Origin of the sequence: Propionicimonas sp., assembly GCF_049840635.1 — a bacterium.
Taxonomy (GTDB): domain Bacteria; phylum Actinomycetota; class Actinomycetes; order Propionibacteriales; family Propionibacteriaceae; genus Propionicimonas.
In genome coordinates, this window is sequence record NZ_JASGKL010000005.1 from 1463504 (window position 1) to 1486410 (window position 22907).

At 72.4% G+C, this 22907-nt stretch carries 20 protein-coding genes and 1 pseudogene; 13 read left to right on the forward strand and 8 right to left on the reverse strand.

From position 1 onward, the window contains the following. Nucleotides 1–26: 26 nt before the first annotated feature. From QM779_RS12490 to QM779_RS12500, 3 genes are all read right to left on the reverse strand, one after another. Nucleotides 27–1007 carry a TerC family protein gene (locus QM779_RS12490; RefSeq protein WP_428535676.1) on the reverse strand — a complete coding sequence of 327 codons (981 nt, stop codon included), beginning with the start codon at nucleotides 1005–1007 and terminating at the stop codon, nucleotides 27–29. Between the two features lie 221 nt (nucleotides 1008–1228). Next, the gene (locus QM779_RS12495) at nucleotides 1229–2608 is read right to left on the reverse strand and encodes a hypothetical protein (RefSeq protein WP_428535678.1); all 1380 of its coding nucleotides are present in this window, start codon (nucleotides 2606–2608) and stop codon (nucleotides 1229–1231) included. Then, a complete protein-coding gene (locus tag QM779_RS12500) occupies nucleotides 2608–3306 on the reverse strand; it encodes an ABC transporter ATP-binding protein (RefSeq protein ID WP_428535680.1) in 699 nt (232 codons plus the stop codon). Before QM779_RS12500 ends, QM779_RS12495 begins: the two co-directional genes overlap by 1 nt. A gap of 132 nt (nucleotides 3307–3438) precedes the next feature. Here QM779_RS12500 and QM779_RS12505 point away from each other — a divergent pair, with 132 nt between their 5' ends. Together QM779_RS12505 and QM779_RS12510 are read left to right on the forward strand one after the other, a co-directional pair. Beyond that, a complete protein-coding gene (locus QM779_RS12505) occupies nucleotides 3439–4638 on the forward strand; it encodes a sensor histidine kinase (protein WP_428535682.1) in 1200 nt (399 codons plus the stop codon). A gap of 39 nt (nucleotides 4639–4677) precedes the next feature. Continuing rightward, complete coding sequence (locus tag QM779_RS12510; protein ID WP_428535684.1) at nucleotides 4678–5337, forward strand: response regulator; 660 nt, start codon at nucleotides 4678–4680, stop codon at nucleotides 5335–5337. Nucleotides 5338–5382: 45 nt separating this feature from the next. Here QM779_RS12510 and QM779_RS12515 read toward each other — a convergent pair whose 3' ends face one another. Further along, nucleotides 5383–6576, reverse strand: a complete 1194-nt coding sequence (locus tag QM779_RS12515) for a glycine C-acetyltransferase (protein ID WP_428535686.1) — start codon at nucleotides 6574–6576, stop codon at nucleotides 5383–5385. Nucleotides 6577–6658: 82 nt separating this feature from the next. Between QM779_RS12515 and QM779_RS12520 the strand changes: the two genes are divergently transcribed. Beyond that, nucleotides 6659–7945 carry an MFS transporter gene (locus QM779_RS12520; RefSeq protein WP_428535688.1) on the forward strand — a complete coding sequence of 429 codons (1287 nt, stop codon included), beginning with the start codon at nucleotides 6659–6661 and terminating at the stop codon, nucleotides 7943–7945. A 52-nt stretch (nucleotides 7946–7997) separates the two neighbouring features. Here QM779_RS12520 and tdh read toward each other — a convergent pair whose 3' ends face one another. Beyond that, nucleotides 7998–9035: an L-threonine 3-dehydrogenase gene (tdh, locus tag QM779_RS12525; RefSeq protein ID WP_428535690.1), complete on the reverse strand. Its 1038-nt coding sequence runs from the start codon at nucleotides 9033–9035 to the stop codon at nucleotides 7998–8000. 324 nt (nucleotides 9036–9359) lie between these two features. Between tdh and QM779_RS12530 the strand changes: the two are divergent. The 3 genes and pseudogenes from QM779_RS12530 to QM779_RS12540 all read left to right on the forward strand — a co-directional run. Beyond that, nucleotides 9360–11258: pseudogene (locus tag QM779_RS12530) on the forward strand (amino acid permease); the annotation flags it as partial. Between the two features lie 200 nt (nucleotides 11259–11458). Continuing rightward, entirely contained in the window at nucleotides 11459–12868 is a 1410-nt protein-coding gene (locus QM779_RS12535; RefSeq protein WP_428535692.1) for a sensor histidine kinase, read from the forward strand. Next, a complete protein-coding gene (locus QM779_RS12540; protein ID WP_428535694.1) occupies nucleotides 12846–13526 on the forward strand; it encodes a response regulator in 681 nt (226 codons plus the stop codon). The genes QM779_RS12535 and QM779_RS12540 overlap by 23 nt, the downstream gene beginning before the upstream one ends. A 654-nt stretch (nucleotides 13527–14180) precedes the next feature. Here QM779_RS12540 and QM779_RS12545 read toward each other — a convergent pair. Further along, the gene (locus tag QM779_RS12545) at nucleotides 14181–15140 is read right to left on the reverse strand and encodes an RDD family protein (RefSeq protein ID WP_428535696.1); all 960 of its coding nucleotides are present in this window, start codon (nucleotides 15138–15140) and stop codon (nucleotides 14181–14183) included. A gap of 76 nt (nucleotides 15141–15216) precedes the next feature. Here QM779_RS12545 and QM779_RS12550 point away from each other — a divergent pair, with 76 nt between their 5' ends. The 6 genes from QM779_RS12550 (at nucleotide 15217) to QM779_RS12575 (ending at nucleotide 20194) form a co-directional block, all read left to right on the forward strand. Further along, on the forward strand, nucleotides 15217–15627 hold the full coding sequence (locus tag QM779_RS12550) for a DUF2752 domain-containing protein (protein WP_428535698.1): 411 nt from the start codon (nucleotides 15217–15219) through the stop codon (nucleotides 15625–15627). A gap of 534 nt (nucleotides 15628–16161) precedes the next feature. Beyond that, nucleotides 16162–16902 (forward strand): Crp/Fnr family transcriptional regulator, encoded by a 741-nt coding sequence (locus QM779_RS12555; protein ID WP_428535700.1) that lies wholly within the window; start codon nucleotides 16162–16164, stop codon nucleotides 16900–16902. 243 nt (nucleotides 16903–17145) lie between these two features. Then, on the forward strand, nucleotides 17146–17391 hold the full coding sequence (locus QM779_RS12560) for a hypothetical protein (RefSeq protein ID WP_428535702.1): 246 nt from the start codon (nucleotides 17146–17148) through the stop codon (nucleotides 17389–17391). Continuing rightward, on the forward strand, nucleotides 17392–18144 hold the full coding sequence (locus QM779_RS12565) for an FAD:protein FMN transferase (protein WP_428535704.1): 753 nt from the start codon (nucleotides 17392–17394) through the stop codon (nucleotides 18142–18144). Between the two features lie 32 nt (nucleotides 18145–18176). Continuing rightward, nucleotides 18177–19553: a cryptochrome/photolyase family protein gene (locus tag QM779_RS12570; protein WP_428535706.1), complete on the forward strand. Its 1377-nt coding sequence runs from the start codon at nucleotides 18177–18179 to the stop codon at nucleotides 19551–19553. Continuing rightward, on the forward strand, nucleotides 19550–20194 hold the full coding sequence (locus QM779_RS12575; RefSeq protein ID WP_428535708.1) for an IMPACT family protein: 645 nt from the start codon (nucleotides 19550–19552) through the stop codon (nucleotides 20192–20194). Before QM779_RS12570 ends, QM779_RS12575 begins: the two co-directional genes overlap by 4 nt. Nucleotides 20195–20207: 13 nt before the next feature. Here the strand turns inward: QM779_RS12575 and QM779_RS12580 are convergent, their stop codons facing one another. Both QM779_RS12580 and QM779_RS12585 read right to left on the reverse strand, forming a co-directional pair. After that, the gene (locus tag QM779_RS12580) at nucleotides 20208–20750 is read right to left on the reverse strand and encodes a YcxB family protein (RefSeq protein ID WP_428535710.1); all 543 of its coding nucleotides are present in this window, start codon (nucleotides 20748–20750) and stop codon (nucleotides 20208–20210) included. Nucleotides 20751–20797: 47 nt separating this feature from the next. Beyond that, nucleotides 20798–21652: a polysaccharide deacetylase family protein gene (locus tag QM779_RS12585; protein WP_428535712.1), complete on the reverse strand. Its 855-nt coding sequence runs from the start codon at nucleotides 21650–21652 to the stop codon at nucleotides 20798–20800. An 80-nt stretch (nucleotides 21653–21732) separates the two neighbouring features. On the opposite strand from QM779_RS12585, the gene QM779_RS12590 reads away from it, so the two are divergent. Next, nucleotides 21733–22113, forward strand: a complete 381-nt coding sequence (locus QM779_RS12590; RefSeq protein ID WP_428535714.1) for a globin — start codon at nucleotides 21733–21735, stop codon at nucleotides 22111–22113. The last annotated feature ends 794 nt before the right edge of the window (nucleotides 22114–22907 follow it).

Genomic DNA, 22907 nt, shown 5'->3' on the forward strand with positions numbered 1-22907 from the left:
CGGGCGACGACCCTCGGGTCGAGCGCTCAGGCGTCCTGGCGCTGCGCCTTCCGGTTGGCGAGCAGGCTGGTGGTGATGACGATCGCCAGGATGCCCACGATCACGGCCAGGGACGGCAGCGTCTCCACCACCGGCACGCCCGGCCAGACGCCGTGTGCCCAGTGCAGGACCAGCTTCACGCCGATGAAGGCGAGGATCGCCGCCAGCCCGTAGCCGAGGTGGGCGAGGGCGCCAAGAGCCCCCTCCAGCACGAAGTACAGCGCCCGCAGGCCGAGCAGGGCGAAGGCGTTGGTGACGAAGACGAGGTAGGCGTCCCCCGTGATTCCGAACACCGCGGGGACGGAGTCGACGGCGAACACGACATCGGTGCCGAGGATGGCGAGCGTGGCCAGCGCGAACGGGGTGAGCGCGCGGCGGCCGTCCTCGACGACGCTCATCCGCGGGCCGCGGTAGCCGTCCGTCACGGGGAAGAAGCGGCGGACGAGCCGCACGATCGGCAGGTTGCCCGGGTCGATCTCGTGCTCGCCGGGGTTCAGCGTGTCCCGCAGCACCTTCACCGCGGTGGCGAGCAGGATCGCGCCGAACACGAGGAACGCCCACGCGAAGTGGGCGAGCATCGCCGCCCCGAGCGCGATGAAGACTCCGCGCAGGACGAGGGCGCCGGCCACGCCGATCAGCAGGACGCGCTGCTGAAGTTCCCGCGGGACGGCGAAGGACGACAGCAGCAGCATGAAGACGAACAGGTTGTCGACGCTGAGCGACTTCTCGACGAGGTAGCCGGCGTAGAACTCCAGACCGCGCTCGCCGCCGAAGGTCGTCCAGATCCAGACGCCGAAGGCCAGCGGGAGGGCGATGTAGAACCCCGACCAGCCGAGCGCCTCCTTCATGGAGACCTCGTGCGGCTTGCGGGTCAGGATGAAGTCGAGGACGAACAGCGCCAGGACGCCGGCGATGCTGATCGCCCACAGCTCGGGGGAGCCGATCGCGATCTCCAGGGGGTGGAACAACGCGGGAACCTCTCTCACGACAATGATGCGTGAGGTCTCCTTCACCTGCCGTGCAGGTGCACCCGGGAGGTCGCGATGGCGCGTCCGAACTGACCCCGAGCGGCTTGGGAAGTACTCCCCTCGCCGGCGAGTCTACGGGCGCCCGTCGATTGTCGACAATTCCGTGGCGTGCGCAATTCCCCCACCGGGCACCGCGTCTGGACCGGGTGTGGGGACACGGATCAGTCGGGACGGGGCGCGGTGGCGGCGACCGCGGCCTTCACCAGCGGCCGGCAGGCCTCTCCGGCGGCCCAGACCAGGGCGATGCCGGCGAGCAGGGCAGCGGCGAAGGCGGCCACCCCCAGCTGTTCGGCGCCGGCGCGCGGCAGCAGCGCGAAGAAGAACACCGCCAGCCCCCCGGATCCGAGCGCGGCCAGCGCGGCGGGGGCGACCACCTCGACCGCCCTGGTCCGGTCGTGGAGGCTCAGCGGGACGCCCAGGTTGCCCAGCTGCTGGAGCTCCGCCCGCCGGTCGAGCACCGCCGATGCCTGGTTCAGCAGCGTGGACGCCGCCGCCACCACGAACGCGATCGCCAGGGTGAGGTAGGTGCCGGTACGCACATCGTCGGCGAGGATCGCGACCAGCGGATCGGCGCTGGCCGCCCCGAAGTCCGGGATGCTGACCAGGGTGCCGCCCATGAAGCCGACGAAGGCCAGCCCTGCGACCGACCGCCAGGCGCCCCGGGGGTCGGCGAGGAGCCGGCGTCCCGCGATCAGCACCGACGGACGTCCCGAGCGTGCCATCAGCCACCCGAGCAGCTGCAACAGCCACGGACCGATCAGGTTGATCACACCCATGAAGATCGCCAGCGCCGCCACGATCACGACGGTGCTGATCGCGAACTCCCGGGTGATCTGGAGCATCGGTGCGACCACCAGCCAGAGGACCAGCACCAGCGGCAGGAGCAGCAGTCGCCACACCTTGAGCGCCGGACGGGGCGCCCGCCGGGCCACTCCCAGAGGGGAGATCCGCAGGCGGGCCAGGCCGCTCACCGCACTGATCGCTGCCAGTCCCAGCAGCCCGACGGCGATCGCGGCGATCGCCCAGGCCGGCAGGAGCATCTCGGCGGCCGCCAGCGGTGTCGCCTGGAACCTGACCGCTGCCCACAGTGGCACCGTGACCAGGTAGCCGACCAGACCGAGCACGACCCCCGCCAGAGCCGTCGACACCGTCTCCAGCACGCTGAGCGCCAGCACCTGGGTGCCGGTCGCGCCGAGCAGGCGCAGGGTGGACAGGCGCTGGTCGCGTCCGAGGGCGCCCATCCGGGCGGCCGCCGCACCGAGGGTGAGCACGGGAACCACCAGCAGCACCGTGGCTCCGGCGGCCATGAAGGTCCACACCGGCAGCTGCTGCGCGCCGGCGGCGGCCTCGTCGCCCAGCGCGGCGAGGAACGCCTGCGGCGGTCGGTCCTGGCGGTTCACGAACACGTTCAGCCCGGCGACCACCGTGAACAGCAGCCAGCTGCTCACGGTGAAGGCCGCGACACTGAGCAGGTCGACCAGGCCGCGCCCGGCCTTCACGCGTCCGCGGAGCAGGAGCGGGGCCAATTGCAGCGTGGTCATCAGGCTGCCGTCCCGAGGCGATGGTCGGCGGCGAGGCGGCCGTCGACGATCTCGACGTGACGCTCGCACCAGGCGGCCACCCCCGGATCGTGGGTGACCACCACCAGGCTCGCTCCCACCGCCCTCGTGGCCGCGACCAGCACCCGCATGGTCTCGGCCCCGGTGGCCTGGTCCAGGGCGCCGGTCGGCTCGTCCGCCATCACCACGGCCGGGTTCCCGACCAGTGCCCTGGCGATGGCGACCCGGTGCGCCTGCCCACCCGACAGCTCTCCGGGACGGCGCTTCTCCAGCCCGGACAGTCCGAGCCGGGCGAGCACCCCCGCCGAGCGCCCCAGGGCCTCGGCGCGGGCAACACCCTGGAGCAGCAGCGGCAGCGCCACGTTCTCCAGCGCGTTCAGCTCCGGCAGCAACTGGCCGTCCTGGAAGACGAAGCCCATCCGCTCCAGGCGCAGCCTGCTGCGGGCCGCGTCCGAGGAGAGGGACACCGGCTCGTCGCCCAGACTGACCTCACCGGAGTCGGGACGCAGGATGCCGGCCAGGCAGTGCAGGAGGGTGGACTTGCCCGAGCCGGAGGGCCCCATCACCGACACCGACTGCCCCGCCGGGATGTCGAGGGAGACCTGGTCGAGGGCCACGACGTCGCCGAAGGATCGGGAGAGGGACCGTGCGCTGAGGGTTGGTTCGCAGGACTGGTTCATGGGTCCCAGCCAACCGCCCACCTGGCGCGGGCACACGGGCGCCCAGCAGACACCCGGGGGTGGAGCCAGCACTACCACGCACTCGTCCCCGCTCCATCGGGGACGCGGCCGACCCTGTCTATCGTTGGCTGCGTGACCCCTGCCACCGGTTCCGCGGACAGCGACCTCCGGGCACGCCTGACCCCGCCGCGCAACCCGCTGCGAATGCTGGTCAGCCCACTGGGGTGGCGCTCGGTCCTGTACTGCTTCACCTCGATCGTGGGCGGTGCGCTGGCACTGCTCGCAGCCATCCTCGGCATCCTCGTCCTTCCGCTCGTCACCTGGGCGACCGCGAACGTCGAGCGGGCCCGACTGGTCGTGCTGGGGCTGCCCCGGTTGGCGCCCCTGCCTCGGAGCCGGGTCCGGCACCCGTGGGATCCCCGCGGGTTCTCCGACGGGAACCTCGCGGTCTGGGGCATCACCGTCCTGTTCGCCCTCGTGGATGCGGTGCCCGGCTCGATCCTGGCAGTCCTGGTGATCGGGCTCGCGCTCACGCTGGGCCGGGTGCTCGGTGAGGGCGCACAACCCGTCGAGATCGGTCTCGTCGGCGGCGGGCTTCTGGTGGTGCTGCTGGTCGGTCTCTACGTGGCCTGGGCGCTGGCCGCAGCACAGGCGACCATCGTCGACCTCCAGTTGCGTCCACACTCCGACCTCCGCCAGCAGGTCGACGACCTGACGACGTCCCGGCGTGAGCTGGTGGACGTGTTCGCCACCGAACGGCGCCGCATCGAACGCGACCTGCACGACGGCGCGCAGCAGCACCTGGTCCTGCTCAGCATGCAGCTCGGCGAGGCGGAGTATGCCCTCGACCAGCACCGGACGGAGGACGCGCGGCGTGCGATCGGGGCCGCGCAGGCCTCGGTGGAGGCCGCGGTGACGTCACTGAGGGAGACCGTCCGGGGCATCCACCCCCAGCTGCTCACCGATCGCGGGCTGGTCGCGGCCGTCCGGGAACTGGCCGCTCGGCAACCGGTGCCGGCTCGCGTCGAGGTGACCGGTGACGGCAGGGAACCGGCCGAACAGCTGTCGGCGGCGGTGTACTACCTGGTCAGCGAGGCGTTCACCAACGTGACCAAACACGCCGGCGCCACCCGGGTGACCGTCCGGCTGGCGCTGGGCAACCCGGTGCAGGTCGAGGTGTACGACGACGGCCGCGGGGGCGCCCGGGTCCGTCCCGGTCACGGCCTCAGCGGGCAGCTGGAGCGGACCCGCGCGCTCGGCGGTGCCTGCTGGCTGAGCAGTCCCCCCGGCGGGCCGACCACGCTGCGGGCGGAGTTCCCCAACCCGGGCTGAGGGCGCGACCGCACCGGTAACCTTCGGTCGGGAGGTGCCATGCGACTGCTCGTTGCCGACGACGCCGAGCTGATCCGCGCCGGCCTGGTCGGGCTGCTCGAGCGTGCCGGCCACAGGGTGGTCGCCGAGGCGGCCGACGCCCCGGAGCTGGTCGCCCAGTGCCGGCGACTCGCCGCCGGCTCCACGCTGCCCGACCTGGTCATCTCGGACGTGCGGATGCCGCCGTCGATGACCGACGACGGGCTGCGCGCTGCGGTCCAGCTGCGGGAGGCCTATCCCCAGCTCCCCGTGCTGATGCTGAGCCAGTACGTCGCCCCTGCCTACGCGGCCACCCTGCTGGACTCGCCGGCACCGGCCGGACTCGGCTACCTGCTCAAGGAGAGGGTCGGACGGGTTGCCGACTTCCTGCGCTCGGCGGAACTCGTCGCCGCCGGCGGGGTGGTCGTCGACCCGGAGGTCGTCGGCCAACTGCTCAACGCACGTCGTGGCGACCCGGTGCTCGGCCGGCTGACCCCGCGGGAGCTCGAGGTGCTGTCCCTGATGGCCAACGGCGAGTCGAACTCCCAGATCGCCGACCGGCTGGTGGTCACGGCGGCGGCCGTGGCCAAGCACATCGCGAACATCTTCGCCAAGCTCGACCTGGGGCCGAACGAGGAGAACCGTCGCGTCCGCGCCGTGCTCGCCTACCTCAACCGGTGAACGCCTCCCCCGGGGACCCGTTCCCGGGGGCGTACCCGGGACGGGTCAGGCTCCGACGACGGCGTGCCGGGCCGTCGTGAAGGCGCGGACGCAGGCGCGGACGTCGGCCTCGGAGTGGGCGGCCGACAGCTGGACGCGGATGCGCGCGCGTCCCTTCGGCACCACCGGGTAGCTGAAGGCGATCACGTAGACGCCCTCGGTGAGCATCCGGTCGGCGATCGCGGCGGCGGTTCGCGCCCCTTCCTCGCCGGGGAACATCACCGGGACGATCGGGTGGCTGCCGGGGAGCAGGTCGAAACCGGCGGCGTCCATCAGCTCGCGGAACAGGGCAGCGTTGGCGGCGAGCCGCTCGCGGGCCTCGGCCGAGCCGGCGGCGATGTCGAGCGCGGCGAGCGAGCCGGCCACGACCGCCGGCGCGACCGAGTTGGAGAACAGGTAGGGGCGCGCCCGCTGCCGCAGCAGGTCGACGACCTCGCGCGGCCCGCTGACGTAGCCGCCGGACGCACCGCCGAGCGCCTTGCCGAGGGTGCCGGTGATGATGTCGACCTCGTCCTCGACGCCGAACAGCTCCGGCGTCCCACGGCCGTGGGCACCGACGAAGCCGACCGCGTGCGAGTCGTCCACCAGCACGAGGGCGCCGTACTCATCGGCCAGCTCGCAGATGCCCTCCAGCGGCGCGTACGACCCGTCCATGCTGAACACGCCGTCGGTGACGACCACGGTCCGCCGGGCGCCGGCGGACTCCTTCAGCCGCTCCTCCAGGTCGGCGAGTTCGGCGTTGCGGTAGCGGGCGCGGCGGGCCTTGCTGAGCCGGATGCCGTCGATCAGGGACGCGTGGTTCAGCTCGTCGGAGATGATCACGTCCTGCTCGTCGAAGAGCACCTCGAACACCCCGCCGTTGGCGTCGAAGCAGGACGAGAACAGGATCGTGTCCTCGGTGCCGAGGAACTCCGAGAGCCGGCGCTCCAGCCGGGTGTGCAGGGTCTGCGTCCCGCAGATGAACCGGACGGACGCCATTCCGAAGCGCCACTCGTCGAGCGCCTGCTTCGCCGCGGCGATCACGGCCGGGTGGTCGGCGAGGCCGAGGTAGTTGTTCGCGCAGAAGTTGAGGACGTCGCCCTGGACGGTCTCCACGTGGGCCGACTGCGGGGTGGTCAGCTTCCGTTCGGTCTTGTACAGCCCGTCCTGCCGGATGCCGGCGAGGGTGGTGGCCAGCTCGGCCCGAAGCTTCGCGTCCATGGCCCCGAGCCTACGCGTCCGGCGACGCGGCCCATCGCGGGCCGGGGTACCGGATGTCAGAGCCGGCACGCACAATGGCGGGATGTCCACGGAACCGGCCGTCGCACCCACGGCACGTCCCGGCTGGCGCCGCGACGTCGCCCTGTTCCTCAGCGGCCAGATGGTGTCGCTGTTCGGGTCGATGCTCGTCCAGTACGCCGTGATGTGGTACCTCACGCTGACGACGAAGGACGGTACCGTCCTCGCCCTGTCCACGATCTTCGGCTTCCTGCCGCAGGCGGTCGTGTCGATCTTCGGCGGGGTGTGGGCCGACCGGCACAACCGCAAGTTCCTGATCATGGGGGCGGACGCGGCGATCGCCGCCGCCACCCTCACGCTGGCCCTGCTGATGTTCGCCGGCCAGGCGGACCTGTGGCTGATCTACCTCGCGCTGGCCGTCCGGTCGGTCGGCGCGGGTATCCAGACCCCCGCGGTCGGAGCGCTCGTGCCGCAACTGGTGCCGGCCGACCGGCTGCTGGCGATCAACGGGCTCAGCCAGACCATCCAGGCCGGCATGATGCTCGTCGGTCCGCCGGTCGCTGCGCTGCTCTACGCCACGCTGCCGCTGGCCGGCATCCTGTCGATCGACGTCGCCACCGCGGCCATCGGCATCGGCCTGCTGGCGCTCGTCCCTGTCTCCAGGGTGGCCCGGACGGAGTCGGCGCCCGTCGGGTACGTCACCGACCTGGCCGAGGGCTTCCGCTACGTCGTCGGCCACCCACTGATCCGGTGGCTGCTGGGCCTGTACGCCGTGGTGATGGTGCTGGCCGCGGCCCCGTCCTTCCTCACCCCGCTGATGGTGGCGCGCACCTTCGGCGAGGAGGTGTGGAAGCTCACCGTGCTCGAGCTGTCCTTCTCGACCGGCATGATGCTGGCCGGCGCCACCATCGGCCTCTGGGGCAAGCGGTTCAGCCGGATGACGCTGATCATCGGCGCGTCGATCTCGTTCGGAGCGCTGTCGATCGGGATGGGCCTGTCCACGAACCTGTGGGTGTTCTACGGCTTCATGTTTCTGGTCGGCGTGGCCGTCCCGGCCTTCTCCACCCCGTCGATGACGGTGCTGCAGGAGACCGTCGAGCCCGAGCGGCAGGGCCGGGTGTTCGGCTTCTTCGGGATCGTGTCGGCGACCGCCATGCCGGTCGGGATGGCCGTGTTCGGGCCGCTCGCCGACGTCCGCTCGGTGGAGTTTGTGCTGGTCGCGTCCGGGCTGGTCACCTTCGTCGCCGCAGCGGTGGCGCTCGCCCTCCCGTCCGGACGTCGGGCGATCCGCGCGGCCCGCGACCAGGCCGACCCGCTCTCCCACGGGCGGACGGAGCCCGCCACGGACTGATGCGTCCGAACGACACGCGAACAACGGGTCACCCCGGGCCTGACCCGGGGGCTCACTCCCAGTTCAGGATGACCTTGCCGCACTCGCCACTGCGTGCGGTCGCGAAGGCGTCCGCCCACTGCTCGGCCGGGAAGCGGTGGGTGATCACAGAGCGGACGGCGTCCGCGAGGGCGGGCGAGGTGGCCAGCATCGAGCTCATCAGGTACCAGGTCTCGAACATCTCGCGTCCGTAGATGCCCTTGATGGTGATCATGTGGGTGATCACGCGTCCCCAGTCGATCGGGTAGGGGTCATTCGGCAGGCCGAGCATGGCGACCTTGGCGCCGTGGTTGAGGTTGGCCAGCATCTCGGCGACGGCGGACGGCGCGCCGGACATCTCCAGACCGATGTCGAAGCCCTCCAGCATGGCGAGTTGCGCCTGCGCGTTGGCGATCCGGGTCCGGGCGACGTTCACGCACAGGTCGGCGCCGACCGCCGCGGCCAGCCCGAGCCGGTAGTCGGAGACGTCGGTGACGACGACGTGCTTCGCCCCGGCGTGCCGCACGATCGCTGCCGCCATCACCCCGATCGGGCCGGCCCCGGTGACGAGCACGTCCTCACCGACGACCGGCCACTGCAGAGACGTGTGGGTGGCATTGCCGAGGGGGTCGAAGATCGCGCCGAGCTCGGCGTCGATCGCGTCCGGCTGGAGCCAGACGTTGGCGGCGGGGATCACGACGTAGTCGGCGAAGCAGCCGTCGGTGTTCACGCCCAGCCCGACGGTGTGGATGCACACGTGCCGGCGACCGGCGCGGCAGTTGCGGCAGCGCCCGCAGACGATGTGGCCCTCGCCGGACGCGCGGTCGCCGGGCTTCACCCCGGTGACCTCGTGCCCGACCTCGACGACCTCCCCGTAGAACTCGTGCCCGATGGTCAGCGGCGCGATGACGGTGGACGCCGCCCAGTCGTCCCAGCCCTCCAGGTGCAGGTCGGTGCCGCACAGCCCCGCCCGCAGCACCCGCAGCTTCACGTCCGCGGGCCCGCACTCCGGCTCAGGGACGTCCACCAGTTCGAGGCCCGGCCCGGGGGCCGTCTTCACCAACGCGCGCACGCGGCCAACCTAGCCCTCGTTCGCCGATCACGACCGCGCGTCGACCCGAAGCGCGGCTTTCGGCCCCTGATCATTCGACTTCATCCCGCCCGGACGACGGAATGCGCCTTTCGGCCCCGAACACGTTCGCGTGACTGGACCGGTGAGGGGCCGAAAGGCGCAGATCCGGAGACGCGGGGTCGTCGCCGGGCCCAATCGGTGCCGAAAGGCGCAAACTGCCGGCAGATCCCGCCACCGCTAAGGACGCGTCAAGGTCGGGGGCGGGGGCGTCAAGGACGCGTCAAGGAAGTGGAAGGCCGAGGGGCGTGCGGCTTGGCTGGAGGGGTGACCACTCCGTTCCGGCTGCCCAAGCGGCTGCTCGTCGGCAACCCGATGCGCTCCAACCAGATGGGCGAGACGCTGCTGCCCAAGCGCCTCGCCCTGCCCGTCTACTGCTCGGACCCGATCTCGTCCAACGCCTACGCCACGCAGGAGATCATCCTCGTCCTGGCCCTCGGCGGGGCGTCCATGCTGCTGCTCACCCCGTGGGTGGCGGTCGCGGTCGTGTCGCTGCTCGCCCTGGTCACCCTGAGCTACCGCCAGACCTGCCACGCCTACCCCGACGGCGGCGGCGCCTACGCCGTCTCCCGGGCGAACCTCGGACGCAACGCCTCCCTCGTCGCGGCGGCCGCCCTGATGGTCGACTACGTGATGACGGTGGCGGTCTCGGTCGCGTCCGGCGTGGAGAACTTCGTCTCCGCCTTCCCGAACCTGCGGCCGTACAGCGTCGGGCTGTGCCTGGCGTTCATCCTCGTCCTGACCCTGATGAACCTGCGCGGCGTGCGCGAGTCGGGGACGATGTTCGCGATCCCCACCTACGGCTTCATCCTCAGCGTCTTCGTCATGCTGGGCGTCGGCTTCTGGAACGCCTTGAACGGCCACACCCCGGTCGCGGAATCCGCCGACCTCGGCTTCACCAGCGTCAGCCCGGCCGGCGCCGCGCTGATCCTCCTGCTGCTGCGCGCGTTCGCGTCCGGCTGCACCTCGCTGACCGGCGTCGAGGCCGTCAGCAACGGCGTCCCCACCTTTCGCAAGCCGAAAGCCCACAACGCGTCCCTGACCCTGCTCGCCATGGGCGGGCTGAGCATCGCCATGATGCTGGGCATCTCGGTGCTCAGCACCTGGTCGCGCATCCACATCGCCGACAGCGTCGACCAGCTCACCAACGTCCCGGCCGGCTACGAGCAGCGGACGGTGCTGGCCCAGCTCTCCGCAGCCGTGTTCGGAAACAACAGCCTCGGCTTCTTCGCCGTCCAGGGCTTCACCACCCTGATCCTGGTGCTCGCGGCCAACACCGCGTTCAACGGGTTCCCGATCCTGGCGTCCATCCTCGCCGAGGACCGCTACATGCCCAAGCAGCTCGGACGCCGCGGCGACCGCCTGGTCTTCAGCAACGGCATCCTCATCCTCGCCTCGATCGCCGGCGGCCTGATCGTCGTCTTCGACGGCTCGGTCACCCGGCTGATCCAGCTCTACATCCTCGGCGTGTTCGTCTCGTTCACCCTCAGCCAGTCGGGGATGGTCGTCTACTGGCGCCGCCGCGCCGTCGAGCAGGGCTGGACGCCGAAGCTGGTCGGATCGCTGCTGGTCAACGCCGTCGGCGCCGTCGCCACCGCCGTCGTGCTCGTGATCGTCCTCTTCACCAAGTTCACCCACGGCGCCTACCTGGTCGTGATCGCCATCCCGGTGCTGTTCTTCGTGATGGTCAGGATCCACCGCCACTACCGGCGGGTCTCCCACCAGCTCGCGCCGCGGGCCGCCGGGATCACCCTGCCGAGCCGGATCCACGCCGTCGTGCTGATCAGCCAGGTCAACGAGCCGTCGCTGAAGGCGCTCGCCTTCGCCCGCGCGATCCGTCCCAGCACGATCACCGCGCTGCGGGTCGACACCAGCCCGGCACGCACCCGAAAGCTGGTCGAGGAGTGGGAGGCCCGCGAGATCCCCGTCCCGCTGACCGTTGTGCAGTCGGCGTTCCGCGACCTCACCGAGCCGGTCCTCGACTACCTGTCGAAGATCCACGTCGGCCCGCGCGACGTGGTCCAGGTGTTCATCCCCGAGTACGTCGTCGGCCACTGGTGGGAGCAGGTGCTGCACAACCAGAGCGCCCTGCGCCTGAAGACACGGCTGCTCTACATGCCCGGCGTGATGGTCACCAGCGTGCCGTACCAGCTGTCGTCCGCCGCGCCGTACAGCCTCGCCCGGCCGGGCGCGGACGCGGAGATCGCCGTGCCGCCGGCGCCGCGTCCGGCGGACGCCCGTCCCACGGCCTCTCGGACCTCGTCCTCCGCCGTGGTGTCCCAGCCTGCGGGCGTGACCACCCTCGGTGGCGCTGACACGACGCCGGTGGGACGCGGACGCGATCGGAGTCTGGCAAGCTCTCAGAGGTGAGCCAGCACCTCGGCACCGGACCGGTCAGCGGTCTCGGGACGCGGCTGTCCCGGCGCCGCCAGCTGTACGGCTTCGGTGTGGCCGGGCTCGGCTCGCCGCTGCTCACCCTGGCGCTGCTGGGCATCCGCGACCGACTCGGCCTGGACACGGTGTTGCTGCTGTTCGTGCTCGTCACGGTGGCCGCGTCCGTCGTGGGCGGGGTGCTGCCGGCCCTGGCCGCGACAGCGATCAGCCTCGGCCTGGCCAACTTCTTCTTCACCCGCCCGTACGGCAGTCTGCTGGTCGCGAACGGCAACGAGCTGGTCGACCTGCTCATCTTCTCCGCCGTGGCCGCGCTGGTCGGGGTGGTGACCGAGGTCGGCGCCCGATCACGCGGACGTGCCGAGCGCGCGCGGCTGGAGGCCGAACTGCTGGCCGAGGTCGGCAACCGCGAGCACGAGCCGGAGTCGGTCGAGCTGGCGCTGGCCGACGCCAGGGCGCTGTACGGCATGCACGCGGTGAGCCTCACCGAGGACGGACGGACGCTCGCCGCGTCCGGCACACCCGAACCCGACGACACGGTGATCACGGTGCCGGCCGGCGAACGGCTGGTGCTGGAACTCAGCGGGCCGGAGCGGCTGGGCGAGGACCGGGGGCTGCTCAGTTCGCTCGCCCTGGCCGCCGGACGCCTGTGGCGCACCCGCCAGCTGGCCGGCCAGGCCCGCCGCGCGGAGGAGCTGGGCCGCATCGACGAGCTGCGGGCGAGCTTGCTGGCGGCCGTCGGCCACGACCTGCGCAACCCGCTGGCCGCGATCACGGCCGCCGCGTCCACCCTGCGCCAGACCGACATCACGCTCGACCCGGCGGACCAGGCCGAACTGCTGGAGACCATCGAGGAGCACGCCCGCCGCCTCAACGACATCATCGCGAACCTTCTGGACGCGAGCCGCTTGCGGGCGGGAGCGCTGGTCGTCCACCCGAGGCCGACCGCGCTGCTGGAGGTGCTGGCCGGCGTCGTCCGGCTGGGCGAGGGACGCGTGGAGCTCGCGATCCCCGAGGACCTGCCGCTGATCCGCGCGGACGCGGGGCTGCTCGAGCGCGTCCTGTCGAACCTGGTCGCGAACGCCGACCGGCTGCTGCCGGAGGGCGAGAAGGTACTCGTCTCCGCGGAGCCGGAGGACGGGCACGTGGCGGTCCGGGTGGTCGACCACGGCCCCGGGGTCTCCCCCGAGCGGTTCGCCGAGATCTTCGCCCCCTTCCAGCACTTCGGCGACCGGGCGACGACCGGGGTCGGGCTGGGGCTGGCGATCGCGCGCGGTTTCACCGAGGCGATGGGCGGTACCCTCACCCCGTCCGAGACCCCCGGTGGGGGCCTGACCATGACCGTGACCCTGGAGGTGGCCGATGCCGCGGCTGCTGATCGTTGAGGACGAGCCCGCGCTGCGCAGGGCGCTGGTCATCAACCTGAAGGCGCGGTCGTACGAGGTGGAAGCCGTCGGCACCGGCACGGCAGCGTTGCGCGCCGCGGCTGCGGACGCGCCCGACCTGGTGATCGTCGACCTCGGGCTGCCCGACATCGACGGCGTCGAGGTGATCGCCGGACTGCGCGGCTGGTCGACCGTCCCCGTGATCGTGTTGTCGGCGCGCGACAGCCAGGCGCAGAAGGTGCGGGCGCTGGACGCCGGCGCCGACGATTACGTCACCAAGCCGTTCGGGATGGACGAGCTGGTGGCCAGGGTGCGCGCGGCGCTGCGGCGCTCGGACGTCCACGAGCTCGCGGCGGGGCCGGTGGTGACCACCGCGTCCTTCACCCTCGACCTGGCGGCCAAGCGGGCGACCAAGGACGGGGCGGAGGTGCGCCTGACGCCGACGGAGTGGCACCTGGTCGAGGCGCTGCTGCGGCGTCCGGGGGCGCTGGTGTCGGGCGCGCAACTACTGGCCGAGGTGTGGGGCCCCGGCTACGAGAAGGAGACCAACTACCTGCGGGTCTACTTCGCGCAGCTCCGCCGCAAGCTGGAGGACGCCCCCGGCACCCCCCGCCACTTCATCACCGAACCCGGCGTCGGCTACCGCTTCGAGCCCTGAGCCGGCCTGGCGCGAAACCGGGGACGGTTCTCCTCTCGCGCCAACGGGCCGGCGGCTCCTGACCGCGATCCGCGGACCGGCCCGCCCCCGTGAACCGCTGGGGACGGTTCCTATCGTGCCGCCCAGACCCCGACAGCCAGCGCCCGTGAACCGCCGGGGACGGTTCCTATCGTGCCGCCCAGACCCCGACAGCCAGCGCCCGTGAACCGCCGGGGACGGTTCCTATCCTGCCGCCCGAACGCCGACAGCCACCGTCCACGAACGAGGGCCACCGTTCGTGCCGAGCGCGCCTGTCCGGACAAGGGCTCTCGACGGGAACGGTGGCCCTCACCGACGATGGGTGGCGCACACCGTCCGGCGCGAGACCGGGGACGGTTCGCCTTTCGCGCCACAGGGCCAGGGGCGGCCGAGCACCTTCCGCAGGCCGGCCCGGCGAGGACGGACGCCAGCGGCGGCACGCCAGGAACCGTCCCCAACGATCCACGGTGGCAAGGTCCGTCCCCGCGGGCCCGGCACGAAGGAACCGTCCCCCCGGATCCGGCACGGGGGGACGGTTCCTTCGTGCCGTCGGTGGACGACGCACAGAAGCCGCCGAATGCTCGGCGGCTTCTGCGTGTCTGGTGGCGTTTGTGGCTGCTCCTCAGGAGCCGGCCGTCACTGCCAGTTGTAGGTGCTGGCGTTCGGGTCGGCGGAGTTGTCGATCACGACGGTCTTCATGATCTTGTCGGCGAGCGTCTGCTTCTTGGCGTCCCACAGCGGGAACAGCCAGCCGATGTAGCAGATGATCGAGTCGATGATGTGCGCGAACTGGCGGATGATGCCGTTCGTGACTCCGAGCGGCTGGCCGCTCTCCGCGACCAGCTTCGTCTTGGCGAGGCTGCGTCCGAAGGTCACGCCCGTGGTGCCGCTCTTGTAACCCAGGTAGCACATCCAGCCGACCGACAGGATGATGTTGACCACCGTGCCGAGTCCGGACGAGACGTTGCTCAGGATGTTCACGATGATCGCGATCACCACCCCCGCGGCGACGTAGTCGACCAGGCCGCCCAGCGCGCGCTTGGGCCAGTCGGCCAGCCCGCCGGGAGCGCCCCCCGGGACGGGTGCGACGGGGTAACCGCCGCCCGCTCCGGGGTAGGCGTTCGGGTCGTAGGCCGGCTGCTGGCCATACCCCGGCGGAGGCGGGAAGGAACCGGGACCGGGCGGCTCGGGGAACCCACCGCCGGCCGGCGGCTGGGTGTAGCCACCGGAGGCCGGGGCGCCGTACCCGCCGGTGGCGGGAGCGCTGTACCCACCGGACGCGGGCGGCTCGTAGCCCCCTGCAGACGGGGCGGACGCGGGCGGCTCATAACCCCCCGTGCTGGGCGGCGGCGGGTAGCCCGCGGAGGCCGGCGGCTCGTAGCCGCCCGTGCTCGAGGGCGGGGTGTACGCCGGCGGCTCGGCGGGCGGGGTGTAGGCAGGTGGTTCAGCGGGCGGGGTGTACGCCGGCGGCTCGGTGGCGCTCGGCGGGGTGTACGTCGGCGGGGTGGCGGGCGCAGCCGGCTCCGGGGTCGCAGGCGGCTCGTAGCCCGGAACTGCGTCGCTCGGGTCCGGGGTGTTCGGGTTCTGGTCCGACATTCTCTCTCCTCGGTGGACTGATGGGCCGATCCTAGGGCGGGAGGGGTGGCTCTGGATATGGGTCGATAATGGCGGCGTGCCGAATGCCGACGCTTCCCGCGCGGCCGCCGCCCGCCTGCGGCTGCGATCCGTCGCCGTGTTCGGTGCCGTCGGTCTGACGCTCAGCGGCGCCTACGCGGTGGCCGGCGTGGGCGTCCCGTGCCCGTGGCGCGCGCTGACCCACACCCTGTGCCCGTTCTGCGGGTCGACCACCCTGGGCGCGTCCCTGCTGCACGGGGACGTCGCCGCGGCGTGGCGGGCGAACCCGTTCGTCTTCCTCCTGCTCGTCGGGCTGGCGCTCGCCTCCGTGGGCTGGCTCGTGGAGGCCCTCGGTGGCCCTACCGTCCGACTGCCCGGACGCCGGCTCGACCAGCGCCGGTGGTACATCGGGCTCGGTGTGGTCGCGATCGGGTTCGCCGTCGTGAGGAACCTCGTCCCCCTCGGCTGACGCCGGAAAGGACGAACGCCCGGACCGGGGCCCGGGCGTCCACCCGCGGACCCGCCCTGACGGGGAGCCGGGCTGGTCCGCCGGCCCGACGCCGGCCGACGCGCAACGGGCCGCCACCCACTGCCGTCGACACACGCCGGGCGTCCGCCCCGGCGCACCCGTGGGCGCGGCCTGGGGCGGAAGTTCGGGGTGGCCGTGCCCTTCGTCGCAGACACCGGACGCCCGGCGCGCGGCTCTGACACGGCCGCGAGAGGAATCGGCCCGGGACGCAGGACCCCTCAGTCCCCGGGACCTCGCAGGCCGGTCCGCCGCCAGGCGGCTCCGACCGTGCGGATCTCCCCTCGCGCCTGGTGGCGCCCCCCAGCACAACCAGGCATGGGGGAAACCTCTCAGACGGCCAGCGCGGCGGGCCAACCGGGGGCTAACCTGTATCAAAGCTCGTACGGCAGGCATTGACCCAGGTCAATTGCGCCGGTCGGGCCCCGAATGGCAGATTCTTGCTGCGGCAGCCCCCTGCCGGACGAGGAGGTTCCGATGAGCGTCGACGGCGCGGCCACCGGTCACGCGATGCGGAGCCTTCGGCTCCTCCTCGAGGCCTACGCGGGCTGCGAACTCCCCCAGTGGGACCTCTTCGCCAGCAACGTGCGGGTGGTGCGGGTGGAGCCCGGCACGGTCCTGTTCAGCGTCGGCGAGCACCACCCGTACATCTACTTCGTGCAGCGCGGCCTGTTCAAGGCGCAGATGCCCTGCGAGGGCGACCGGCTGACCACCGTGTTCTTCCCCGAGGAGGGCGACGTCCTCGCCTCCATGTCGGCCCTCGGCAGCGAAGGGGTCCGGCGGGTGGCGAGCCGCGGACTGCATCCCCGCTCGGAGAGCCTGCGCGCCGCCGTCGCCGCCGAGACCGTCCACACGGTGACCGCGATCGAGCACAGCCTGCTGCTGCGGGCGAGCTACCGGGTGATCGAGCACCTCTCCACCCAGTACCTGCAGTGGGCGCGGCTGACGATGACGATCGCGCTCATGCACGCCACCACGCTGCAGGCGGACGCGGCCTGGCTGCGCAGCACGCCCGAGCAGCGCTACCGCAGCCTGCTGCGGGAGCACCCCGGCCTCGTCCAGCGGGTCACCCAGCGCGACCTGGCGAGCTTCCTGAACATCACCGATGTGGCCCTGAGTCGGATCGTCAAGCGCGTCCGCGGCGACGCCCTCCCCACGATCACCACCCAGGACGTGGGCGTCGCGCCCGTCGTCCTGCACGGCAGCGCCCTGGCCTGACCTGGTTCGAGCCGGCCGGCCGGACACCCGGCGGCCGTTCGTCGGCGTGCAGCGCGGAGCCTTCCGGCGCCGCTGAGAGGAATCGCCCCTCCTGTGCCCCGAAACTGCCCCCACACACCGCGGAAACAGCCACAAAGTGGGCAATTCCTCCCGGCCACCGCTTCGAGCATCGTCGGGCGCGCCGAAAGCACAGCCCCAGCCGGCGCACAGGCGGAACACATGACCGCTCGCGAGACTGAACGCATGAGCCAGCCGGACGAGGACCGCCGTCGCGGAACCCAGGCTGCGCGGGTCGCTGGGGTGGGACTCGGGCTGCTGGGCGCGACTTTCGGCGGCGTCGCCGGCTGGTTCACCCTCGCTCCCGCCGCGGCGGCCGCGACCACGACGGTCGTCACCACGCACACCGGTACGGTCGCGACGACCACCGCGGAGGCCGCGCGGCTGCGGTCCGGCTCCGGCAGGGTCCACACCCGTACCGGCGGCGCGTAGATGGTCGCCGCCGCCAACTGGGACGCGTTCGGCACGTGGTTCGAGGTGCTCACCGTCCACGAGGACGACCTGCCCGACGTGGCGGACGAAGCCAGAGCCCGCGTCCGCGAACTGGAGGCGGCGTGCTCGCCCACGCGCACCGACACCGAGCTCGCCGCGCTCGTCCCCGGCCGGCCACAGAAGCTGAGCCCACTGCTCGCCCGCGTCCTCGCCGCGAGTCTGCGGACGGCCGAGCTGACCGACGGGCTGGTCGGGCCATCGCCGGAATGGCGGGACGTGGACCTCGACGCCGACGCCCCGACCGTCGTGATCCCCGAGGGCGTCCGGCTCGATCTCGGCACCGGCGTCCGCGCGTGGGCGGCCGACTGGATCGCCGACGCCTGCGAGACCGAGCTGGGCATCGGCTGCCTCGTCAACCTCGGCGGCGACATCGCCGTCCGCGGTGACGTCCCCGACGGCGGCTGGCAGGTCGAGATCGACGACCACCAGCCCAGCGCCGCCGGGCGTCCCGTGATCGCGATGGGCTGGCCCGGCGGCCTCTCGACCGCGACGTCGGCGGCCGGAACCTGGCGAATGGCCACGGTCGCCGGACGCACCTGCGAGCGGGCGAACGCGGCCGCTCGCGCCGCCATCGCCCTCGGCGACAGCGCGCCGCGCTGGCTCACCCAGCGCGAACTTCCCGCGCGGCTGGTGCACACCGGTGGCGTGGTCGTGCAGACCAACGGCTGGCCCCGGCACCGCGGGAGCGCCTGACCTCACCCGCCACCGCCTACGATGGCCCGAACATGCCGACCACCGGACGAACGCTGCTCTGGCTGCGCAGGGACCTGCGCCGCGCGGACCATCCCGCCCTCGCGACCGCGGCGGCGAGCGGACCGGTCGTTCCGGTTTTCGTGCTCGATCCCGGGCTGCTCGAGCAGGCCGGCCCGGTGCGCCGCGGCTGGCTGGCCGCCACCCTGCGCGCCCTCGACACCGCCTACGACGGACGCCTCTGCCTGCGCGTCGGTGATCCCCGCGCGATGATCCCCGCCCTGGCCGCGGAGACCGGCGCCACCGCGGTGCACGTGTCCACCGAGACCGGGCCGGACGGGGCGGCCCGGGACGCCGCGGTGCGTTCGCTGCTGGCCGAGGCGGGTGTCGGCTGGGTCGAGACCGGCTCGCCGTACGCCGTGACGCCCGGAAGGGTGGTGAACCGGTCCGGCGAGGGCTTTCGCGTGTTCACGCCGTTCCTGCGGGCCTGGCGGGAGCACGGCTGGCGAGGCCCTGCCACTGAGCCCGCCGACCTCGACCTGGTCCGGGTGCCCGGCGACCCACGAGCGTGGGCGCTGGTGGACGAGGCACGGGCCGCCTGCCCCGTCCCCCTGCCACCGGCCGGTGAGGAGGCCGCGCTCGACCGCTGGGCCGAGTTCCTCTCCGAGGCACTCGACCGGTACGACGGCGACCGGGACCGCCCCGACCTGGCCGGCACGTCCGGGTTGTCGCCGTACCTGAAGTTCGGGGTGGTCCACCCGCGGACGCTGCTCGCCGACCTCGCCGGACACGCGGGCGCCGGCGCGGAACGGTTCGTCGCCGAGCTGGCCTGGCGCGAGTTCTACGCCGACGTGCTCCACCGCCGTCCCGATTCGCTGGCCGCCGACCTGCACGCGCTGCACCTCCCCTACGACGAGCCCGGCACCGGCTTCGACGCCTGGCGTGAAGGGCGGACGGGGTTCCCGTTCGTCGACGCCGGCATGCGCCAGCTGCTCGCCAGCGGCTGGATGCACAACCGCGTCCGGATGGTCACGGCGAGCTTCCTCGCCAAGGACCTGCACGTGTGGTGGCCGCACGGCGCCGCGCACTTCCTCGACCACCTCATCGACGGCGACCTCGCGTCCAACACGCACGGCTGGCAGTGGGTGGCCGGGACGGGGACGGACGCAGCCCCGTACTTCCGCGTGTTCAACCCGGTCAGCCAGGGCGAGCGGTTCGACCCGTCCGGCGACTACGTGCGGCGCTGGGTGCCCGAGCTTCAGCACCTGCCGGGCGCGCTCGCGCACCGTCCGTGGGAGGCGGTGGACGGGTACGCCCACGGCTACCCCGAGCGGATCGTCGACCACGCGGCCGAGCGCCTGGAGTCGCTGGAGCGGTACCGGCAGGCGCGGGCGGATACGCTCGGCGGGTGACCACGACCCTCCCTTCGACGATCGCGGGGCGGGTCGAGCACGAGCTGGTGGTGAAGAAGTCGCGGTTCATCGCGACGCTGCAGCCGGTGGCTTCCGTCGCTGACGCGGAGGCGGCGATCGCCGCCCTGCGTCGGCAGTACTGGGACGCCCGCCACCACTGCGTGGCGCTCGTCGTGGGGCACCACGCCGAGCAGCAGCGGTCCTCCGACGACGGGGAGCCGTCCGGGACCGCCGGCGTGCCGATGCTGGAGGTGCTGCGCCAGCGCGGCATGACCGACGTGGTCGCGGTCGTCACCCGCTACTTCGGCGGCGTCCTGCTGGGGGTGGGAGGGCTGGTCCGCGCGTACTCGTCCGCGGTGTCCGGCGCGCTGGACGTGGCAGCGATCGTCCGCAGGGAAGTGCTCGTCGAGGTCGGCATCGACGTACCGCACGGCGACGCCGGACGGTTCGAGAACTGGCTGCGCGACTGGGCGTCCGGCCACGGAGCCGTCCTGGGCGAGCCGGCCTGGGCGGACGTGGCGCGCTTCGCCGTCCTCGTCCCTCCCGCGGCGCTGGCCTCGCTCACCGAGGACGCCGCGGCATTCTCGGCCGGCGCACTCGTCCCCGTCCGAGGCGCCGAGCGAATCGTCGACCTGCCCTGAGCGGAGCGCCGCCTCAGCGTCGACCTGGTGCGACCCGCCCCAACGGCGGCCGCATCGCCACCTGCGTGCGGGCGAAGGCTGCGAGCGCGTCCACCCCGGCCCCGGCCCGTCGCGGAACGATCATCGCGTCCGTCTCGCCGAGCACGAGGAAGAGGTGGTCGGGGGTCTCGTCAACCTGCCTGATCCGGGACCAGTCCGCGTAGCAGCCGCCCCCGGCGAAGTCCTGCCAGACGCGGTTCGCGTCCCAGCCGAGCCGGACCGGACCGACATAGCCGAGGTCGCCCACGGTCGCGACCTGCCGCAGTTGCGTCGTCACGGAGTGCCGGACTGCCCACGGCCAGCCGAACCAGACCATCGTCGCGAAAGCGACCCCGACGATCGCTGTCAGAGGGTCGTCGAGCAGCACGAGGAAGACCACGGCGAAGACCAACGGCAGCAGGGCCATCCCGATCCGCGCCCTGCGGTTGATGGCGCTGTACCCCGGCAGCTCGGAGTACGCGTGCCGGGTGAACGCGACGTAGTCGTCGTTGGTGAGCACGAAGCCGAACCAGCCCACGGTGTCCCGTCCTTCCGTTCCCGGAGCGGCAGCCTAGCGGCTCGACCTTACTGGCGCAGGAAGACGCGTCCCGGCTTGGCCTTGCTGCCCAGCAGCTGGGGGACGGTGACGAGGGTGAAGCCCCGCTCCTCCAGGCCGTCGATGATCCGCGCGTAGGCGTGCCGCGTGGTGGGCCACACGTCGTGGGTGAGGATGATCGAGCCGCGGCGCGCGTGGTGGAGCACCCGGCGGACGACCAGGTCGGCGTCGTGGTCCCTCCAGTCGTCGGGGTCGACGTCCCACAGGACCAGCGACTGCCCGCCGGCCGTCGCGATGCGGCGCACCCGCGCGTCGACCTCGCCGTACGGGGGCCGGACGAGGCGGGGCTTCTTGCCGGTGATCCGCTTCAGGAGCGCGTCCGTCCGGTCCAGCTGGCGGGCGATCGCCGCGCGGCTCATCTTCCAGAACTGGGGGTGGTTCCAGGAGTGGTTGCCGACCGCGTGGCCCTCGGCGAGCATCCTCCGGACCAGGCCCGGGTGCAGCCGGGCGTTCTGGCCGAGGACGAAGAACGTGGCGTGGACCTTCTTCTTCCGCAGCAGGTCGAGCACCTTCGAGGTGTTCGCGACCGGGCCGTCGTCCATGGTGAGCGCCACGCACTTCAGCTTCGAGCAGTCGGGGTGGCCGGTCGCGGTGCCCTTCCCCCCGGCCTTCGGCCCGGGCGCCCCGTCCGACCCACCCTTGCCGTCCGTCACGGCGGCGCCACCTTCTGAGGGCAGCCGGAGAGCGGCCACGTCCTGCGCAGTGCTCGGGGTCGCGGGCCCGGTGCGCGGCGGCTGCGCCAGCGCGGACGGCACCGGAGCGGCGATCGCCCCGAGCACCGCCACGGCGGCGAGGACGCACACCAGCCTCACCCCTCCGCTCACCCTTTGACGGTAACCCGAGCTGGTCGCCCCGACCAAGCCGGCCCATCCACGGACGCCCTCGCGCCGTGCAGAATGGACCGATGGAACCCGAGGTCCCGCTGTACGACCGCGTCGGCGGACACGAAACCTTCGTCCGGCTGGTGGCCGAGTTCTACCGCGGCGTGGCCTCCGACCCGCCGTTGCGCGCGCTGTATCCCGAGGAGGACCTCGGGCCGGCGGAGGAGCGCCTGCGCCTGTTCCTCGAGCAGTACTGGGGCGGCCCCCACACGTACTCGGAGACCCGCGGCCACCCGAGGCTGCGGATCCGGCACGCGCCGTACGCGGTCACCCCCGACATGCGCGACCGCTGGCTGGCCCACATGAACGCCGCCCTCGACAGCCTCGGCCTCGCCGAGCCCGAGCGCACCGAGTTCGGCGAGTACGTCACCCGAGCCGCCGCCTTCATGGTGAACACCTTCTGAGTCGCCCACGGCACCACGCCACGGCCCCTGGGGAGTGCTGCGGGTGCGGCGAGCGCCTCCCCGAGATCCCGGCCTTCGCCGGGATGACAGGCGGGGTGGAGCCGCACACGGCCCCTGAGGAGTGCTGCGGGTGAGGAACGAACCCGCAGCACGTCACGAAGGGCCGCCGGTGGTGCGCCCACGACAAGGTGGACGCTTTCGCGTGACTACGCCGCACAACGGTCCACCACAACGCGGACAGTCCCACCATCCACCACAAGGTGGACCGATCGGTGGTGAACTCACGGCAAAGGCGTCCACCTCAGCGTGGACGGAAAGCCGCCGGCGCGTCATCCGGGACGGCCCCGGGGTCCCGCGCCGGCCTGCCCACGCAGACGGCGGCCCTTCGTGACACTCGCTGCGCTCGCTCCTCAGGGACCGTGAAGGCCATCCGCCCAACCCCGCCACCGTCATCCCGGGCTTGACCCGGGATCTCCGCGCTCATGGACGCACCACGTCACGGCCCCTGAGGAGTGCTGCGGGTGAGGAACGAACCCGCAGCACGTCACGAAGGGCCGCCGGTGGTGCGCCCACGACAAGGTGGACGCTTTCGCGTGACTACGCCGCACAACGGTCCACCACAACGCGGACAGTCCCACCATCCACCACAAGGTGGACCGATCGGTGGTGAACTCACGGCAGAGGCGTCCACCTCAGCGTGGACGGAAAGCCGCCGGCGCGTCATCCGGGACGGCCCCGGGGTCCCGCGCCGGCCTGCCCACGCAGACGGCGGCCCTTCGTGACACTCGCTGCGC

Excerpts from the sequence above, each read along its gene's own strand:
- QM779_RS12495 (WP_428535678.1), bottom strand. The coding sequence starts at position 2,608 with ATGACCACGCTGCAATTGGCCCCGCTCCTGCTCCGCGGACGCGTGAAG.
- QM779_RS12500 (WP_428535680.1), bottom strand. The coding sequence starts at position 3,306 with ATGAACCAGTCCTGCGAACCAACCCTCAGCGCACGGTCCCTCTCCCGA.
- QM779_RS12510 (WP_428535684.1), top strand. The coding sequence starts at position 4,678 with ATGCGACTGCTCGTTGCCGACGACGCCGAGCTGATCCGCGCCGGCCTG.
- QM779_RS12515 (WP_428535686.1), bottom strand. The coding sequence starts at position 6,576 with ATGGACGCGAAGCTTCGGGCCGAGCTGGCCACCACCCTCGCCGGCATC.
- QM779_RS12520 (WP_428535688.1), top strand. The coding sequence starts at position 6,659 with ATGTCCACGGAACCGGCCGTCGCACCCACGGCACGTCCCGGCTGGCGC.
- QM779_RS12540 (WP_428535694.1), top strand. The coding sequence starts at position 12,846 with ATGCCGCGGCTGCTGATCGTTGAGGACGAGCCCGCGCTGCGCAGGGCG.
- QM779_RS12545 (WP_428535696.1), bottom strand. The coding sequence starts at position 15,140 with ATGTCGGACCAGAACCCGAACACCCCGGACCCGAGCGACGCAGTTCCG.
- QM779_RS12555 (WP_428535700.1), top strand. The coding sequence starts at position 16,162 with ATGAGCGTCGACGGCGCGGCCACCGGTCACGCGATGCGGAGCCTTCGG.
- QM779_RS12560 (WP_428535702.1), top strand. The coding sequence starts at position 17,146 with ATGAGCCAGCCGGACGAGGACCGCCGTCGCGGAACCCAGGCTGCGCGG.
- QM779_RS12565 (WP_428535704.1), top strand. The coding sequence starts at position 17,392 with ATGGTCGCCGCCGCCAACTGGGACGCGTTCGGCACGTGGTTCGAGGTG.
- QM779_RS12570 (WP_428535706.1), top strand. The coding sequence starts at position 18,177 with ATGCCGACCACCGGACGAACGCTGCTCTGGCTGCGCAGGGACCTGCGC.
- QM779_RS12590 (WP_428535714.1), top strand. The coding sequence starts at position 21,733 with ATGGAACCCGAGGTCCCGCTGTACGACCGCGTCGGCGGACACGAAACC.